The sequence below is a fragment of the Noviherbaspirillum aridicola genome (genome assembly GCF_019656455.1).
Lineage (GTDB): Bacteria > Pseudomonadota > Gammaproteobacteria > Burkholderiales > Burkholderiaceae_D > Noviherbaspirillum > Noviherbaspirillum aridicola.
The window spans coordinates 12,615-27,948 of sequence record NZ_BPMK01000019.1; the positions used below are offsets into that span (position 1 = coordinate 12,615).

General features: G+C 67.6%; 18 protein-coding genes. 11 read left to right on the plus strand and 7 right to left on the minus strand.

The window, feature by feature from the left end; translation table 11 throughout:
* Window positions 1-217: 217 nt before the first annotated feature.
* The 5 genes from xdhA (at window position 218) to NCCP691_RS18570 (ending at window position 7,202) form a co-directional block, all read left to right on the plus strand.
* Window positions 218-1,684 carry a xanthine dehydrogenase small subunit gene (gene xdhA, locus NCCP691_RS18550; protein WP_220810056.1) on the plus strand — a complete coding sequence of 489 codons (1,467 nt, stop codon included), beginning with the start codon at window positions 218-220 and terminating at the stop codon, window positions 1,682-1,684.
* 10 nt (window positions 1,685-1,694) lie between these two features.
* The gene (gene xdhB / locus NCCP691_RS18555) at window positions 1,695-4,043 is read left to right on the plus strand and encodes a xanthine dehydrogenase molybdopterin binding subunit (protein WP_220810057.1); all 2,349 of its coding nucleotides are present in this window, start codon (window positions 1,695-1,697) and stop codon (window positions 4,041-4,043) included.
* Entirely contained in the window at window positions 4,040-5,074 is a 1,035-nt protein-coding gene (gene xdhC, locus NCCP691_RS18560) for a xanthine dehydrogenase accessory protein XdhC (RefSeq protein WP_220810058.1), read from the plus strand. The genes xdhB and xdhC overlap by 4 nt, the downstream gene beginning before the upstream one ends.
* 22 nt (window positions 5,075-5,096) lie before the next feature.
* The gene (guaD, locus tag NCCP691_RS18565) at window positions 5,097-6,413 is read left to right on the plus strand and encodes a guanine deaminase (protein ID WP_220810059.1); all 1,317 of its coding nucleotides are present in this window, start codon (window positions 5,097-5,099) and stop codon (window positions 6,411-6,413) included.
* 126 nt (window positions 6,414-6,539) lie between these two features.
* Window positions 6,540-7,202 (plus strand): hypothetical protein, encoded by a 663-nt coding sequence (locus NCCP691_RS18570; protein WP_220810060.1) that lies wholly within the window; start codon window positions 6,540-6,542, stop codon window positions 7,200-7,202.
* Here the strand turns inward: NCCP691_RS18570 and NCCP691_RS18575 are convergent.
* Both NCCP691_RS18575 and NCCP691_RS18580 read right to left on the minus strand, forming a co-directional pair.
* Window positions 7,183-7,578, minus strand: a complete 396-nt coding sequence (locus NCCP691_RS18575) for a hypothetical protein (protein WP_220810061.1) — start codon at window positions 7,576-7,578, stop codon at window positions 7,183-7,185. The two genes, NCCP691_RS18570 and NCCP691_RS18575, sit on opposite strands and share 20 nt — an antisense overlap.
* 11 nt (window positions 7,579-7,589) lie before the next feature.
* Complete coding sequence (locus tag NCCP691_RS18580; RefSeq protein ID WP_220810062.1) at window positions 7,590-8,219, minus strand: FABP family protein; 630 nt, start codon at window positions 8,217-8,219, stop codon at window positions 7,590-7,592.
* Between the two features lie 182 nt (window positions 8,220-8,401).
* Between NCCP691_RS18580 and NCCP691_RS18585 the strand changes: the two genes are divergently transcribed.
* Window positions 8,402-8,722, plus strand: a complete 321-nt coding sequence (locus tag NCCP691_RS18585; protein WP_220810063.1) for a Dabb family protein — start codon at window positions 8,402-8,404, stop codon at window positions 8,720-8,722.
* 8 nt (window positions 8,723-8,730) lie between these two features.
* Here NCCP691_RS18585 and NCCP691_RS18590 read toward each other — a convergent pair whose 3' ends face one another.
* Window positions 8,731-9,195: a DUF2269 family protein gene (locus tag NCCP691_RS18590; RefSeq protein ID WP_220810064.1), complete on the minus strand. Its 465-nt coding sequence runs from the start codon at window positions 9,193-9,195 to the stop codon at window positions 8,731-8,733.
* Window positions 9,195-10,478, minus strand: coding sequence for an NAD(P)H-binding protein (locus tag NCCP691_RS18595; protein WP_220810065.1), 1,284 nt, complete (start codon window positions 10,476-10,478; stop codon window positions 9,195-9,197). Before NCCP691_RS18595 ends, NCCP691_RS18590 begins: the two co-directional genes overlap by 1 nt.
* Window positions 10,479-10,598: 120 nt before the next feature.
* Here NCCP691_RS18595 and NCCP691_RS18600 point away from each other — a divergent pair, with 120 nt between their 5' ends.
* A complete protein-coding gene (locus tag NCCP691_RS18600) occupies window positions 10,599-11,066 on the plus strand; it encodes a hypothetical protein (protein ID WP_220810066.1) in 468 nt (155 codons plus the stop codon).
* A 30-nt stretch (window positions 11,067-11,096) separates the two neighbouring features.
* A complete protein-coding gene (locus NCCP691_RS18605; protein WP_220810067.1) occupies window positions 11,097-11,780 on the plus strand; it encodes an intradiol ring-cleavage dioxygenase in 684 nt (227 codons plus the stop codon).
* Window positions 11,781-11,882: 102 nt separating this feature from the next.
* On the opposite strand, the gene NCCP691_RS18610 is transcribed toward NCCP691_RS18605, so the two are convergent.
* A complete protein-coding gene (locus NCCP691_RS18610; RefSeq protein WP_220810068.1) occupies window positions 11,883-12,791 on the minus strand; it encodes a LysR substrate-binding domain-containing protein in 909 nt (302 codons plus the stop codon).
* A 98-nt stretch (window positions 12,792-12,889) separates the two neighbouring features.
* Here NCCP691_RS18610 and NCCP691_RS18615 point away from each other — a divergent pair, with 98 nt between their 5' ends.
* The 3 genes from NCCP691_RS18615 to NCCP691_RS18625 all read left to right on the plus strand — a co-directional run bounded on the left by NCCP691_RS18615 (window position 12,890) and on the right by NCCP691_RS18625 (window position 14,222).
* On the plus strand, window positions 12,890-13,048 hold the full coding sequence (locus NCCP691_RS18615; protein ID WP_220810069.1) for a hypothetical protein: 159 nt from the start codon (window positions 12,890-12,892) through the stop codon (window positions 13,046-13,048).
* Window positions 13,049-13,070: 22 nt separating this feature from the next.
* A complete protein-coding gene (locus NCCP691_RS18620) occupies window positions 13,071-13,445 on the plus strand; it encodes a tautomerase family protein (protein ID WP_220810070.1) in 375 nt (124 codons plus the stop codon).
* A gap of 72 nt (window positions 13,446-13,517) precedes the next feature.
* On the plus strand, window positions 13,518-14,222 hold the full coding sequence (locus tag NCCP691_RS18625) for a glutathione S-transferase N-terminal domain-containing protein (protein ID WP_220810071.1): 705 nt from the start codon (window positions 13,518-13,520) through the stop codon (window positions 14,220-14,222).
* A gap of 64 nt (window positions 14,223-14,286) precedes the next feature.
* On the opposite strand, the gene NCCP691_RS18630 is transcribed toward NCCP691_RS18625, so the two are convergent.
* Together NCCP691_RS18630 and NCCP691_RS18635 are read right to left on the minus strand one after the other, a co-directional pair.
* Window positions 14,287-14,748, minus strand: a complete 462-nt coding sequence (locus NCCP691_RS18630) for an RES family NAD+ phosphorylase (RefSeq protein WP_220810072.1) — start codon at window positions 14,746-14,748, stop codon at window positions 14,287-14,289.
* Window positions 14,748-15,284, minus strand: a complete 537-nt coding sequence (locus NCCP691_RS18635; protein ID WP_220810073.1) for an Xre family toxin-antitoxin system antitoxin — start codon at window positions 15,282-15,284, stop codon at window positions 14,748-14,750. The genes NCCP691_RS18630 and NCCP691_RS18635 overlap by 1 nt, the downstream gene beginning before the upstream one ends.
* Window positions 15,285-15,334: the final 50 nt, after the last annotated feature.

Consider the following 15,334-nt stretch of genomic DNA (forward strand, 5'->3'; position numbering starts at 1 on the left):
TACGCGCCATCGGCGGCCACGGATAGCTGCTTTGCCCCGACGCAATTCACGGGGCTTCATATATGGCAGCTTGTATACCTACTATGCTGGTATCGACCGCACGCCGGCACTGCCATCCCGCATCATCGGGGCGTGCCGGAGTCCGGCAGACAGACGCGCGCCGACGCACGCATTCATGTCAGGATGACAAGCGTCCGGCGCACCACACGGAGAGAGCATGTCCCAAGCCATTCGATATCTGCACCGCGGCCAGCTGCATCAAGTGACGGATGCGGAGCCGACCCGCACCGTCCTGCAGCATCTGCGCGAGGACCGGCGCTGCACCGGCACCAAGGAGGGCTGCGCCGAGGGCGACTGCGGCGCCTGCACGGTGGTGGTCGGCGAACTGAAGGACGGCGGCGTCGAACTCAAAACCGTGAATTCCTGCATACAGTTCCTGCCGACGCTCGATGGCAAGGCCCTGTTCACGGTGGAAGACCTGAAGCAGCCCGATGGCCTGCACCCGGTGCAGCAGGCGATGGTGGAGTGCCACGGTTCGCAGTGCGGCTTTTGCACGCCGGGCTTCGTGATGTCGCTCTGGGGTCTGTACCTGAAACATGAAGCCGACGGCCGGGCGCCGGCGCGCAAGGAAATCGACGACGCGCTGTCCGGCAATCTGTGCCGCTGCACCGGCTACCGTCCGATCATCGACGCCGCTCGCCGCATGCAGGAATTGCCGAAGGTGGCCTTCGACCGCGAGGCGCTGGGCGCCGCGCTGCACGCGATCCGCCGCGACGACAGCTTCAGCTATACGCATGAAGGCCGCTCATTCCACGTGCCGCGCACGCTGGAACAGGCGGTGGCGCTGCGCGCGCAATACCCGCGGGCGACGCTGTTGTCCGGCTCGACCGACGTCGGCCTCTGGGTGACCAAGCAGATGCGGGACCTGGGCGACATCATTTACCTGAATCAGGTGCGGGAACTGCAGCAGGTCGCCGAGCAGGACGGCATGCTGGAGATCGGTGCCGCGGTCAGCCTCAACGATGCCTACGCGTCGGTCTGCCGCCACTACCCGGACGAACTGGGCGAGCTGTGGCAGCGCTTTGCCTCGCTGCCGATCCGCAATGCCGGCACGCTGGCCGGCAATATCGCCAACGGTTCGCCGATCGGCGATTCCGCGCCGTGGATGATCGCGCTCGGCAGCCAGGTCGTGCTGCGCGGACCGTCCGGGCAGCGGGTGCTGGCATTGGAGGATTTCTATCTCGATTATCAGAAGAAGGACCTGCGCGCCGACGAGATCGTCGAGGCGGTGCGCGTGCCGCTGCGCCGCGACGACGGCCTGCGCCTGCGCACCTACAAGCTGGCCAAGCGCTTTGACCAGGACATTTCCGCGGTCTGCGCCGCCTTTGCGCTGACGCTCGATGGCCGCGTGGTGCGGGAGGCGAGGATCGCGTTCGGCGGCATGGCCGCCACCTCTCGCCGTGCGCCCGGCGCCGAAGCCGCGCTGCGCGGACGCGAATGGAACGAGGCGGCGCTGGAGGACGCGGTCGCCGCGCTCGCCGCCGATTACACGCCGCTGGCCGACATGCGCGCCAGCGCCGGATACCGGATGAAGGCCGCGCAAAACCTGTTGCGCCGTTTCTGGCTGGAGACCCGCCCCGACAATCCGCTGCCCGCGCAGTCGGTCAGCGCTTTCGCGGCATGAGGAGGCAAGCATGAACAAGCCCGAACCGATCACCGCCATCGCTCCCGCCGTCCCCGATACCTGGGCGGAAGTCGGCAAGCCGCATCCGCACGAGTCGGCGCGTCTGCACGTGCTAGGCGAGGCGACCTACACCGACGACATTCCCGAGCTGCACGGCACGCTGCATGCGGCGCTCGGTTTGTCGCAGAAGGCGCATGCGAAACTGCGCGGCATTGATCTGTCGGCGGTATCGCAGGCCGAGGGCGTGGTCGCGGTCTATACCGCGCGCGACATCCCCGGCATGAACGACTGCGGTCCGATCATTCATGACGACCCTATCCTGGCCGATGGCGTCGTGCAGTATGTCGGCCAGCCGGTGTTCATCGTGGTGGCCGACACGCATGACCATGCGCGCCGCGCCGCCCGCCTGGCGAAGATCGACTACGAGGAATTGCCGGCCATCCTGACGCCGCAGGAAGCAAAGCGCGCCCAGTCCTTCGTGCTGCCGCCGATGCACCTCGCCCGCGGCGACTTCCGCCGTGCCTTCGAGCAGGCGCCGCACCGGTTGCGCGGGGAGCTGCATGTCGGCGGACAGGAACAGTTTTATCTTGAGGGCCAGATTTCCTACGCGGTGCCGAAGGAAGACAATGGCATGCACGTCTGGTGCTCGACCCAGCATCCGTCGGAAATGCAGCATGTGGTCGCGCATGCGCTCGGCCTGCATTCGCATCATGTGACGGTGGAATGCCGGCGCATGGGCGGCGGCTTCGGCGGCAAGGAATCGCAGTCGGCGCTGTGGGCGGCCTGCGCGGCGATCAGCGCCGCGCGACTGAAGCGCCCGGTCAAGCTGCGGCCCGACCGCGACGACGACATGCTGGTCACCGGCAAGCGCCATTGCTTCCACTATGAATATGAAATCGGCTACGGCGACGACGGCCGGATTCTGGCGGCGAAAGTGGAAATGGTGTCGCGCGCCGGCTTCTCGGCCGATCTCTCCGGACCGGTCGCGACCCGCGCGGTCTGCCATTTCGACAATGCCTACTACCTGTCGGACGTGGACATCCTGGCCATGTGCGGCAAGACGAATACCCAGTCCAATACCGCCTTCCGCGGCTTCGGCGGCCCGCAGGGCGCGATCGCGATCGAGTATGTGATCGACGAGATTGCGCGCAATCTGAGCATGGACCCGCTGGATGTACGGCGCGCCAACTTCTACGGCCGCAGCGACGAAGAGGGCCGCAACGTCACGCCCTACGGCCAGAAGGTCATCGACAATGTGATCCATGAACTGGTCGCGCAGCTGGAAGCCGACAGCGGCTACCGCGAACGTCGTGCCGCGACGCGCGCCTTCAACGCCGCCAGCCCGGTGCTGAAGAAAGGCATCGCGATCACGCCGGTGAAGTTCGGCATCTCCTTCAACCTGCCGCACCTGAACCAGGCGGGCGCGCTGGTGCATGTGTATGTGGACGGCTCGGTGCTGGTCAACCACGGCGGCACCGAGATGGGACAGGGCATCAACACCAAGGTGGCGCAGGTGGTCGCGCATGAGCTGGGCCTGGACCTGTCGCGGGTGCGGGCCACCGCCACCGACACCAGCAAGGTCGCCAACACCTCGGCCACCGCCGCCTCCACCGGCGCCGACCTCAACGGCAAGGCGGCGCAGGACGCCGCGCGCCGCATCCGCGAGCGGCTGACCGGATTCGCCAGCGCGCACTACCAGGTCGCGCCCGAGCAGGTGCGCTTCGCCGACAACCAGGTATTCTTCGGCGACCGCGCCGAGCCCTTCCCTGCCTTCATCCGGCACGCCTACAACGCGCGGGTGCAGCTCTGGTCCGACGGCTTCTACGCGACGCCCGGCCTGTCCTGGGACGCGGCGACCATGTCCGGCAACCCGTTCTACTACTTCGCCTACGGCGCGGCGGTGGCGGAGGTGGTGGTGGACACGCTGACCGGCGAGTGGAAACTGCTGCGCGCCGACGCGCTTTACGACGCCGGCAAGTCGCTCAATCCCGCGATCGACATCGGCCAGGTGGAAGGCGCCTTCATCCAGGGGATGGGCTGGCTCACCACCGAAGAGTTGTGGTGGAACGCGAGCGGCAAGCTGATGACGCACGCCCCCTCGACCTACAAGATCCCGGCGATCTCGGACTGTCCGGAGCAATTCCACGTGAAGCTGTTCGAGAACGTCAATCCCGCCGACAGCATCCACCGTTCCAAGGCGGTGGGCGAACCGCCGCTGCTGCTGCCGTTCTCGGTGTTTTTCGCGATCCGCGATGCGATCGCGGCCGTCGGCGACTACCGGCACAACCCGCCGCTGCAGGCGCCGGCCACCTGTGAGGCCATCCTCGATGCGGTCGAGGCGGTGCGGGCGGCGCCATGAACGACTGGCTGCACGCCCTGCTCGCGCTCGGCGATCGCCGGCAGCCCGCGGTGCTCGTGACCGTGGCCGAAGTCGCCGGCTCCGCGCCGCGCGAACCCGGCGCGAAGATGCTGGTGGCCGGACACGGTCAGTTCGATACCATCGGCGGCGGCCATCTCGAGCTGCGTGCCTGCGAGCTGGCGCGCGAAATGCTCGCCTCGGGCGAGTCGCGGCGGCTGGAGCGCTTTCCGCTCGGACCCGGACTCGGCCAGTGCTGCGGCGGCGTCGTGCATCTCGCCTTCGAGCGCATCGACGCGCGGGTGCTGCCGGCGTTCCGTCTCCTGCAGGCGCGCTGGCGGCAGCGCGACGATACCTGGCGCCTGGTGGCGCTGGACCAGGAACGGGCGCCGCTCATGCTCGGCGGCGCCGGCAGGCCGCTGGAAGGAATGGCAATGCCCCCGCTGCGGCCGGATGCCGCCCGGGCCACGCATCTGCTGCGCGACGAACACGGCCGCCGCTGGCTGGCCGACGCCTGTCGCGCGCACCGGCCGCATCTGCTACTCTTCGGGGCCGGTCATGTCGGCGCCGCCATCGTACGGGCGCTGGCCGATCTGCCCTGCCATGTGACCTGGGTGGACGAGCGCGAAGATCTGTTCCCGCCCGCGACGCCGGCCAACACGCTGCTCGAGGCGACCGATACGCCGGAAGCCGTGATCTCGGCGGCGGCGCCGGGCGCGAGCTACCTGGTGATGACGCACAGCCACGCGCTCGACCAGCGACTGTGCGAAGCGATTCTGCGGCGCGGCGACGCCGGCTGGTTCGGCCTGATCGGTTCGCGCACCAAGCGGCTGCAGTTCGAGCACCGGCTGCGCGAGCGCGGCATCGACCCGCAGCGGCTCGCCGAAATGACCTGCCCGATCGGCCTGCCGGGCATCCGCGGCAAACAGCCGGCGGTGATCGCGGCCTCGGTGGCGGCACAGCTGCTGCAGATCTGGGAGGCGCAGCATACGCGCGCCGGCGACACGACTCTCCTGAACACCATGCAACACTGAACCGGTTACGCCGGCAAGCAACATGAATTCACAGACTTTCCCCCCGGGCTGCCAGGCCTGGCGCGCCAGCATCCTGCATTTCCACGACGATCCCGCCTTCAGCGAACGCGCCCACGCATGGCATGAAGACGGCCTGCTGGTGGTGGCGAACGGGCGCGTGCTCGCCGCCGGCGATTTCGCCTCGCTGCAATCCGCGCTGCCGGCGGATGCGGTGGTTCACGACTGCCGCGGCAGGCTGATCGTGCCCGGCTTCATCGACACCCACATCCACTATCCGCAGACCGACATGATCGCCTCGCCGGCCGAGGGCCTGCTGCCCTGGCTGGAGACTTACACCTTCCCCAACGAGCGCAAGTTCCAGGACCCGGCGCATGCGTCGGACGTGGCGCGCTTCTTCCTCGATGAACTGCTGCGCAACGGCACCACCACCGCGATGGTCTACTGCACCGTGCACAAGGAATCGGTGGATGCCTTCTTTGCTGAGAGCGAGCGGCGCAATCTGCGCATGGTCGCAGGCAAGATCCTGATGGACCGCAACTGCCCGGACTTCCTGCGCGACACCGCCGAGGGCGGCGTGCGCGACAGCGAAGAACTGATCCGCCGCTGGCACAACAAGGGCCGGCAGCTGTATGCGATCACGCCGCGCTTCGCGCCGACCTCGACCGAGGCGCAGCTGCGGCTGTCGGGCGAGCTGGCGGCGCAGTATCCCGACACCTTCCTGCAGACCCACGTGGCGGAAAACACCGACGAAGTCGCGTGGGTGAAGTCGCTGTTCCCCGGCTCGCGCAGCTACCTCGACGTCTACGACAGCTACGGCATGATGCGGCCGCGCGCGATGTACGCGCACTGCATCTGGCTCGACGACCACGACCGCGCGCGCATGCGCGAGACGCAGTCGGCCGCCTCGATCTGCCCCACCTCGAACATGTTCCTCGGCAGCGGCCTGTTCGACTTCGCGCGCGCCGACGAAGCGAAGGTGCCGCTCTCGCTCGCCACCGACGTCGGCGGCGGCACCTCGTTCTCGATGCTGCGCACGATGAACGGGGTCTACAAGGTGGCGCGCATGGGCGGCACCTACCTGCCGGCGCTGCGCATGTTCTACCTCGCCACCTTGGGCGGCGCGCGCAGCATGCAGCTGGAAGGCACGATCGGGAATTTCGCGGCGGGCACGGAAGCGGACTTCGTGCTGCTCGATCCGCGCGCCACGCCGCTGCTGGCGCGACGCACGGAGCGCTGCGACAGCCTGGAGGAATTGCTGTTCGCGCTGGCGCTGCTGGGGGATGACCGCTGCGTGGCGGCGACGTACAGCGCCGGGGCGCGCGTGCATCAGGCGGGATAAGCGTTTCGCTCGTGCGGCGCGGAGAAAAGTGCGGCGCGGAGAAAACGCACGAGCTGTCCCCGTCAGTGGGAACCGTTTCGCGGCCGGGCACACAGATGGGTATTTCTGAAGGTCAGGACCCTAGCCATGAGCCGTTCCATCCCGCCGCACCTCCCCGCCCCCGCCGCCCGCCTCGATCAGATTTCCACCGGTACGACCGGGCCGGCGACCGCTGCAGAGCATGCCTCGCATGGCCCCGGTTCCGGCAATGACCCGGCCGCCATCCCGGCGCGGTCGACGAACCATCCCCGGCAAGGCTCGCGGGCGCTGTTGTCGCTACTGGCCCGCGCTCATACGGGCGCGCTGGATCTGGCCGGACGGCATCCGGGCAGCACGCTGGCGGCAATGGTCGGCGGTGGCGCGATGGCGATGTTCGGCACGGTCCTCACGGCTGAACACCGCAACGCGGGAAAGCTCGCGGCCGGCGGCACGCTGCTGACCCTGGGGGGTACCGGCCTGCTGGCCGGCGCGTATGCGGTGGCGGCAAACAGAGTCCGCGCGCGCGGCGAAGCGAATCGCAACGCGGATCTCGAACTCGGTATCGTCGGGACGGAAGCAGGCAGCCGTGTCGCATCAGGACCCGGTACAAGAGAGGATCGGACCAACAGTCGCGCGACGCCACCCGCTTCGCGCCATGTCCGGGCGCCCGGAAACGCACCGTTCGTATCAACGCAACTGACCGCCATCGAGGAGGAACCGGAAGAAACCGATGCCCCGCAACAGGCGCCGGTCAATACTTCCTCAACCTGAAATCATGCCGCAACACCAGCCTGGTGGCGGCGATCAGCGGACTCAGGCCCAGCACCAGCTGGGTGAGCGCATGTCCGGGCAGGGACCAGATCTGCCGGCCCGGCGCGGGCACGCCGGTGGCCGCCGTGATCAGCGGCGCGACCCAGTCGGCGTCGGGTGTGACATCCAGCAGGATCTCGCCTTCGCTGTCGGTATGCAGGTAGACCTCGCCGCCATGGGCGAGGATGAAACAGATGCCGCAGCCGGGACCGGGGTTCTTGCCCGCCGCGCGCTGCAGGTCGCGGTTGTAGCTGTCGATCCAGGCTTCCACGTCATAGGTGGTATGCAGCGCGATCCACGGCCGTTCCGGCTGCTGCGCCTCTTCCCTTTCCATCATCGGCCCTTCGCCTACTTCCTCGCCAGCGGATTGGGCACCGGCTCGCCCACCTTGTGCAGGGTATTGCGATCGGTGTGGTGGAAAGGTTCGTCGCGGCCGCGCACCGTCATCACCGTGTCTTCGTCGTAGGTCCAGCTGCCGTCCGGGTTGACGCTCACCTTGATCCGGTACTCGGTGGTATCGAACGCATGCAGGAGGAAGGGGTTGGAACAGATGCCGTAGTCGTTCTTGCCCTTGACCGCCGCGAGTTCGAAGCTGGTGGCGTCGGGCGCGGCCTGGCCGACCGCCATCGCGATCATCCCGCGCGGAATCGCCAGTGTCTGGATGATGGTTCCCGTCGCCGGCTCCCACAGGAAGTAGCCGATCTGGTCGTGGTAGGTCTTCACCTGGTCCGGCTTGCGCGCATGCTGGTGGTAGCGCAGGCCGTAGAACAGTTGCGGACCGTTGGTCTGCGGGTCGATCGGCTGCAGTTCGAAGCGCTCGACATAGGCCTGCTTGCGCGGACCGTCGGCCTTGGGCTTGACGTCCAGTCCGCGGGTGCCTTCCCAGACGCCGGCCAGCGCGCGCAGCGGGCCGAGGTTGGCAAGCGTATCGACGTCCAGCGTCGGTTCGGTATAGATGTCGGTGGCGAATTCGCTCATGGCGGGCTGTCCCTGAAATTGCTACGGCCGACATCTTACGCGAACTTGGGTCCGGCGGCGCTTCCGTTAGGCAACATCATCCGCGCACCCGGGAGCGATTGCTTGTGCCAGCACAGGGCGGCGGCGCCCGGCCGCGGGTAGCATGACGGCTCCGTCAACCACCGCTTCCGCACGCTCTGCCCATGCCATCCACATCATCCGCCAGTCTGCGCCACGTCGTGCTCTTCTCCTTCAGGAACAATGCCGCCGCCGAGGATATCGATACGGTGGTCGCCGACTTCCGCAAGCTCAAGGACGCCATCCCCGGCATCACCGCCTTCGAGTGGGGCACCAATGTGAGCCCGGAGGGATTGAACGACGGCTTCACCCATTGCTTCACGCTGACGTTCGGTTCGGCGGAAGACCGCGACGTCTACCTGAACCATCCGGCGCACCAGCGTTTCGTCGCCACGCTCGGCGCCTGCCTGGAACGCTCGCTAGTGCTGGACTACTGGGCCAGATGAGGCCTTGCCTAGCTCGGCTTGGCGACCATCAGGTAAAAGATGATCACGAACGCAAAGAAGGCGGGAATGCCGAGCAGCACCCAGAACCTGAAGTAGCGCCAGTACAGCGGGGGCAGGTCCTTGCCTTCGCGCGCCGCCTGCGCGGACAGGTCGCGCAGCCGCATCTGCAGCCACACCACCGGCAGCCAGCAGGCGATCGCGACCGCGTACAGGATGACCGACCAGACGATCCACTTGCTGTTCATCGGGAAGCCGGCGGTGCGGATCAGCAGCCAGCCGGTCAGCGGCTGGATGACGGCGGTGGTGGCGGTGAACAGCCAGTCGGCGATCACCACGTAGCGGTTGACGAAGGCCACCACGCGCACGTCGCGCGCGATGCCGGCGAACAGCATGTAGAAGGCCGAGCCGACCCCGGTGCCGAACAGGAAGGTGGACGACATGATGTGCAGCCATTTGAGCGTGACGTAGTCCATCAGTCCTTTTCCTCCATTTCATAGAGCAGCCAGATCGCGGCGAGCATGGGCAGGTTCTTGAGCAAGGGCCCGTAGGGATGCAGCCAGAATTCGGGAAGCCGGAAAGTGATGATCACCGTGTAGAACAGGATCAGCGCCAGCTGCGCCAGCCACAGGCGCCGTCGCCAGCGGCCGCGCAGGGCGAGCGTGCCGATGCCGAAGGCGAAATCCAGCAGCGCGGCGCCGTACAGCATCAGCGGCTGCAGCAGCGGCGGGATGCCGGTGCGTCCCAGCAGCGCATAGCTTTCCTGCACCGGGTAGAGGCCGAGCGAGACGATGCCGGTGACGATCCAGACCAGTGCGATGGCAATCCGCAACAGCGGCAGCAGCCAGTTCAGCCTCGCCTTGAGCCGGGCGGTGTCGGCTTCCTCCGGGGGAATGAATTGCGCCAGCGGGCGCGGCGAGCGTCCGAGCAACGCGCTCAGGCGCGCGGCGCTGCCGGTGTTGCCGCGCTCGAGCATCGCCAGGGTTTCGGGATCAAGCAGGCTGGAGGGCAGCAGCTTGCCCGCCGCCGCGCCGAGGCGCATGAAGGGCATCGGCACCGGCATGAAATGCGCGCGGCCCATGCCCATCAGCCGCCGCAGGCCGCCGAGGAAATCGCGCATCGTCATCGGCTCCGGCCCCACCACCGGCAGGATCGTGCCGCGGTCCAGCGGATGCTCGAGCGCGCCCATCACCGCCGCCACCACGTCGTCGAGATGCACCGGCTGCACCTGCTGGCGGCCGTCGCCCGGCAGGCCGATGAGCGGCAGGCCGGCAAGCGTCGTGAAGAGCCGGGCACTGGTGCCGCCGCGCCCGAACACCAGGGACGGCTGGATGATGACGGAGTCGAGCGGCAGGCTGCGCAGGTAATCGTCGGCCTTTTTCTTGCTCAGGTGGTAGCTGCTCCGCGCCTGCTCGTCGGCGCCGAGCGCGGAAATCTGGATCACCTTGCGCACCCGGCTGGCGGCACAGGCGGCGAACAGCGCGCAGGGCGCGCGCGCATGGATGGCATCGAAGGTCTGGGTTCCGGTCTCCCGGATGATGCCGACCGCATTGATGACGGCATCGACGCCCGCCAGCCGCGGCAGCCATGCCCCGGGCTCGAAGTCCCGCGTGAAGTCGGCCCGCACGTAGCGCATCCGCTTGTCCCGCATGCGGTCCGGGTCGCGCACCGCGCACACCACCTGGTGGCCGGCGGCCAGCAGCGCCTGCGCCAGGTGGCTTCCGATGAACCCGCTTGCGCCGGTGAGCAGTACAACCAAGTCGATCTCCCTGTTGTTGTTCGGACGGGAACCGCTTCCCCTGTTTCTGCGTCACAAAGATACCGGTGTGACTACCGCGTGGTACCCGGAGTTCATAGATCGACAACATGGAGAACAAGCATGAAAACCTGGGGCCACGCCCTGCGCGACGCCATTCCAAGCGGCAGCACGGCAAGCATATTGTCCACGATTGCGATCAGCGGGTGCGGCAGGCAGGAAGGCAGCTCGCCGGAAGCGCCGGTGAATGCGATCAGCCACTGGGTCTGGGGCGACCGCGCCAAGCGGCATCATGAGGCCAGCACGGAGCACACCCTACTCGGCTATGCGATCCACCATGCATCGGCGACCTTCTGGGCGGTTTTCTACGAGAAATGGTTCGGCGAGCGCGCCGAGCGGCGCGAACTCGGTACCGCGCTGGCCGGCGCTGCCGCCGTCTCCGCGCTCGCCTGCTTCGTCGACTACAAGGTGGCGCCCTACCGGCTGCAGCCGGGTTACGAAGCCCACCTCTCCAGACCCTCGCTGTTCCTGGTCTATGCATCCTTCGGCGCCGGCCTGCTGCTGCACAGCATGACGCGGCGGCCGCGCTAAAATTTCGCTCCCGCGTTACCGGAGCCCGAGATGACACACTCCACCGATCCCGTCCGCCGCCGCACCCTCATCGCGCTCGGCGCCGCCGTCGTCAGTCCCGCGCTGCGCGCGCAGTCCGCGCCCGGCCGCCCGGCCTGCGTCGTCACGGCGGAGCAGACCGAAGGCCCCTACTTCCTCGACACCCGCCTCAACCGTGCCGACCTGCGCAAGGACCCTGCGACCGGCAGCCTGCGCGAAGGCGTACCGCTGCGGCTGACGCTGCGCCTGCAGCGGGTCGACGGCGACCAGTGCGCGCCGCTGGCCGGCGCCACCGTGCATGTCTGGCATTGCGACGCCAACGGCGACTACTCCGGCATCGACGGCAGCAAGTCGCAATTCCTGCGCGGGTACCAGGTCAGCGACAAGAACGGCGTCGTGCGATTCCGCACCATCTATCCCGGCTGGTATCCGGGACGCACCGTGCACATCCACTTCAAGGTGCGCGCCGAGGGCCGGGACCGCAAGCCGTATGAACTGACGTCCCAGCTTTACTTCGACGACGCGATCACCGACAAGGTGATGGCTCAGCCTCCCTACGCCGCGCGCGGCCAGCGCGACCGCATCAACCGCTCGGACGGCCTCTACCGGCGCAGCGGGCGGGAGCTGATGCTGCGGCTGGCTGAAGACGGCAAGGGATATGCGGCGGAGTTCGATGCAGGCGTGGCCTTCGGCTGATTGCCGGTAGCGTGGGCCTGAAGGCTCACCGCGCCATTTCCTCGTCGGGCGGGCCCGGCGGCACGGGCACGGACCGGCGTCGCGGAAACCGGGCGCGCGGGCTCATGCGGCTACGCCCGGTGTCGTGTCGACGCTCATCCTGCTGCTCCCCAGGCGTTCCTTCATCACCTCGATCACCGTCTGCTCCAGCCGCTGCAGCGCCGGGCCCTGCCGTTTCCCCGACCGCAGCAGGCTCAGCTCGGCTCCCGGCAGCCTCGGCAGCCGCTGCGCGCGCGCCAGGTTGACGAGGTCGGGCGGCATCGAGATTTCGGTGCGCACCGTCACGCCTATCCCCGCCCGCGCGGCCGCCCACAACCCGCCCTGGGTGGGACTGGTGACCGCAAGCCGCCACCGGATGCCCGCCGCGTCGAGCGCGGCGACCGCCGCCTCGTGGAATATGCAGGGCCGCTCCAGCAGCAGCAGGGGGAGCGGCTCGCCTTCCCGCAGCGAGAAGCCGGGACGGCCGATCCAGATCATGCCCGCCCTTGCGAGCCGCTCGGCATTCTCATGGCCGGGCGGGCCGAACACCAGCGCGATATCGACCGCGCCCCGCCTGGCCTGCGCGGCCAGCGCGGAATTGCGGTCCATGACGACTTCTATCGACACCCCGGGATGCGAGCGCGAAAACCGCGCCAGCATCTCCGGCAGCCAGGTGTTCTCGAAATCCACCGACATGCCGAACCGCACCTGTCCGCTCAGCCCCTCTCCGCGCACCGCCTCCACCGCCTCATCCTGCAGCTGCAGCAGGCGCTGCGCATAGTCGTACAGCCGCTCGCCCGCCGGCGTAAGCGCCAGCAGGCGGCCGCGCTTCTCGAACAGCCCCACGCCGAGGGCATCCTCCAGCTTTTTCATCTGCAGGCTGACCGCCGACTGGGTGCGGCCGATACGGGCGGAGGCGCCCGCGAAACTGCCGCTTTCCACGCCGATGACCAGCGTGCGCAGCAGATCGAGGTCGAGGACGGGTCGGGACATGTTTGAGTTTTCCTTAAGTGTTTTTCGAAAACTTCCAAATTTTCAAATACATCTTCCGCGCCTAAAGTACGGCTGTCAACCACCAGAAAGGAAGCGCCATGAAAATCCTCGCCGCCATCGCCGTCTCGTTCACCAGCCTGTTTCTTGCGCTCGCCGTCGATGCCCTGCCGCCGGAAGCATCCTCGTCCAGCCACTTCCCAAATGCCGCCCCGGCCGCCGCGGTGCACGTCGGGGAAGCCGACAACCGGCCGCTCTGACATCACGCAAAGGAGAACACTCATGCCATTCGTTCGCATATCCATACCGGCCGGCAGCGCAGCAGCGGGAGCCGCGCTGGCCGATGCCGTCCACCAGGCGCTCGTCGATACCTTCAGCGTTCCCCCTGACGACCGCTTTCAGGTCGTCGAAGAACTCGGCCCTGGCGCCCTGGTCTGCACGCCGTCCTACCTGGGCGTGCGCCATGAGCGGCCCGCCTTCGTGCAGATCGTCTGCAGCGTCGGGCGCGACCTTGCGCAGAAGCGGGCGCTGTTCGCGCGCATCGCGGCGCTGGGTGCCGAGCGTGCCGGCTGGCGGCGCGAGGACCTGATCGTCCACCTGGTGGAAGTGCAGAAGGAGAACTGGTCGTTCGGCAACGGTCTCGCCCAGTACGCCTGAGACGGACGCGCCCGGCAGCGATCGGGCGCTGTTGCTATGATGACCGGTTCATTCCCGAACACAGGAGCCGTCATGACCGATCTGAGCGCATTCCCGATCACCCGCAAGTGGCCCGCCCGCCATCCCGACCGCATCCAGCTCTACTCGCTGCCCACGCCGAACGGCGTGAAGGCGTCGATCATGCTGGAAGAAACCGGCCTGCCGTACGAGCCGCACCTGGTGAGCTTCGACACCAACGACCAGATGTCGCCGGAATTCCTGTCGCTCAATCCGAACAACAAGATCCCGGCGATACTCGACCCGCAGGGCCCGGGCGGCAAGCCCCTCGCCCTGTTCGAGTCCGGCGCGATCCTGATCTACCTGGCCGACAAGAGCGGCCGCTTCCTGCCGGCCGATCCGGCCGCCCGCTACGAGACGATACAGTGGCTGATGTTCCAGATGGGCGGCATCGGCCCGATGTTCGGGCAGCTCGGCTTCTTCCACAAGTTCGCGGGCAAGGACTATGAAGACAAGCGTCCGCGCGACCGCTACGTCGCCGAATCGCGCCGGCTGCTCGGCGTGCTCGACAAGCGTCTTGCCGGGCGCGGCTGGATCATGGGCGACGAGTACAGCATCGCCGATATCGCCACCTTCCCGTGGGTGCGCAACCTGGTCGGCTTTTATGCCGCCGGGGATCTCGTCGGCTTCGACGATTTTGCGGAGGTGAAACGCGTGCTGGATGCCTTTGTCGCGCGGCCGGCGGTGGCGCGCGGGCTGGAGATTCCGAAGCGGGGTTGAGGGGTCGGGTTCTGCGTGGGCTGCAACGGGGCCGGCCTTCCCTTTGCGACCGCGCTTCGCGGACTTAATGAAAGAGACGCGCGTCGAACGCGAAGTCCCGCACCACCGTCAGCTTCATTTCCGCATAGCGGGGATGCAGCGGATTGACGACGGCATTGAAGGCCTCGGGCAGGATGACCGACGGCACCAGCATGATCAGTTGCCGCCCACCGAGGAGCCATCTGCCGCCGAATTCCTGGGCACCGGCGAAGTTCGTCATGTCGGCCCAGTTCGGAGGCAGGTCGTTGAGCGCTGGCTTGTAGGGGAGCCTTCGGTCGTCCGGCAGGTCGACGGCGACCAGTTTGAGGGGCGGGTGAGCCTGGGCGCGGGACAGGTGGACGCGCTTTTCGAGAGCCGCCAGCTCGGGCGTGAGCGCCGCGTAGAACGCCGCCACACCTGCCGGATTCCAGCGGCCGCCGTGCAGGCGTGCGCCATCGCATGATTTGTCCTCCGCCCACTTGCGGGCCGCGATCCGCCAGAGCCGCATCAGAGAGGCGCGCCGGTGGCGATCGCGTTGAGGACCTGCCTGACCGTCACCGCGCCGGGCTCCGTATCGAGCAGATCGAGCGGCGCGTTCTGCCCCAACGACTCGTTCGGCATGCGCAGCCAGTCCTTGGCCGCACTCTCGTCTTCAAACACCTCGATGGCGAAACGCGTCACGTCGGAGATGCGGAGCACGCGTTCGGTGGCCGCCGCGTCGACCGCCTCCTTCTGCTTAATGAGCCGGCTGGCAGTGGAGGGCGAGACATGCATGACGCGCTGGATCCGTGCTTCCGACACGCCCAGAAAGGCGCTGGCGGATTTCATGATGGCGGCCGGGTAGCCGCGCCGGATGGCTTCAATGGCAGCGGTTCCCATCAGCGGCTTGCCGTGCACCAGTTCGTCAAACTTCTCCGGCTGTCGCACGGTTTTTGCGGCCGAATCCGGCCGCCCTCCGGTGGCGGGCGCGGCGGCAGCCGGCCGCTTGCCGGCATTTTTAGCGGCCGGCCTGGCTATGGCTTCAGACGTTTTGCGTGGCGGCATGGGTCCCTCGCGCGTTGTTCCATTTGATGGTTTTGATTCTACCATTTGAA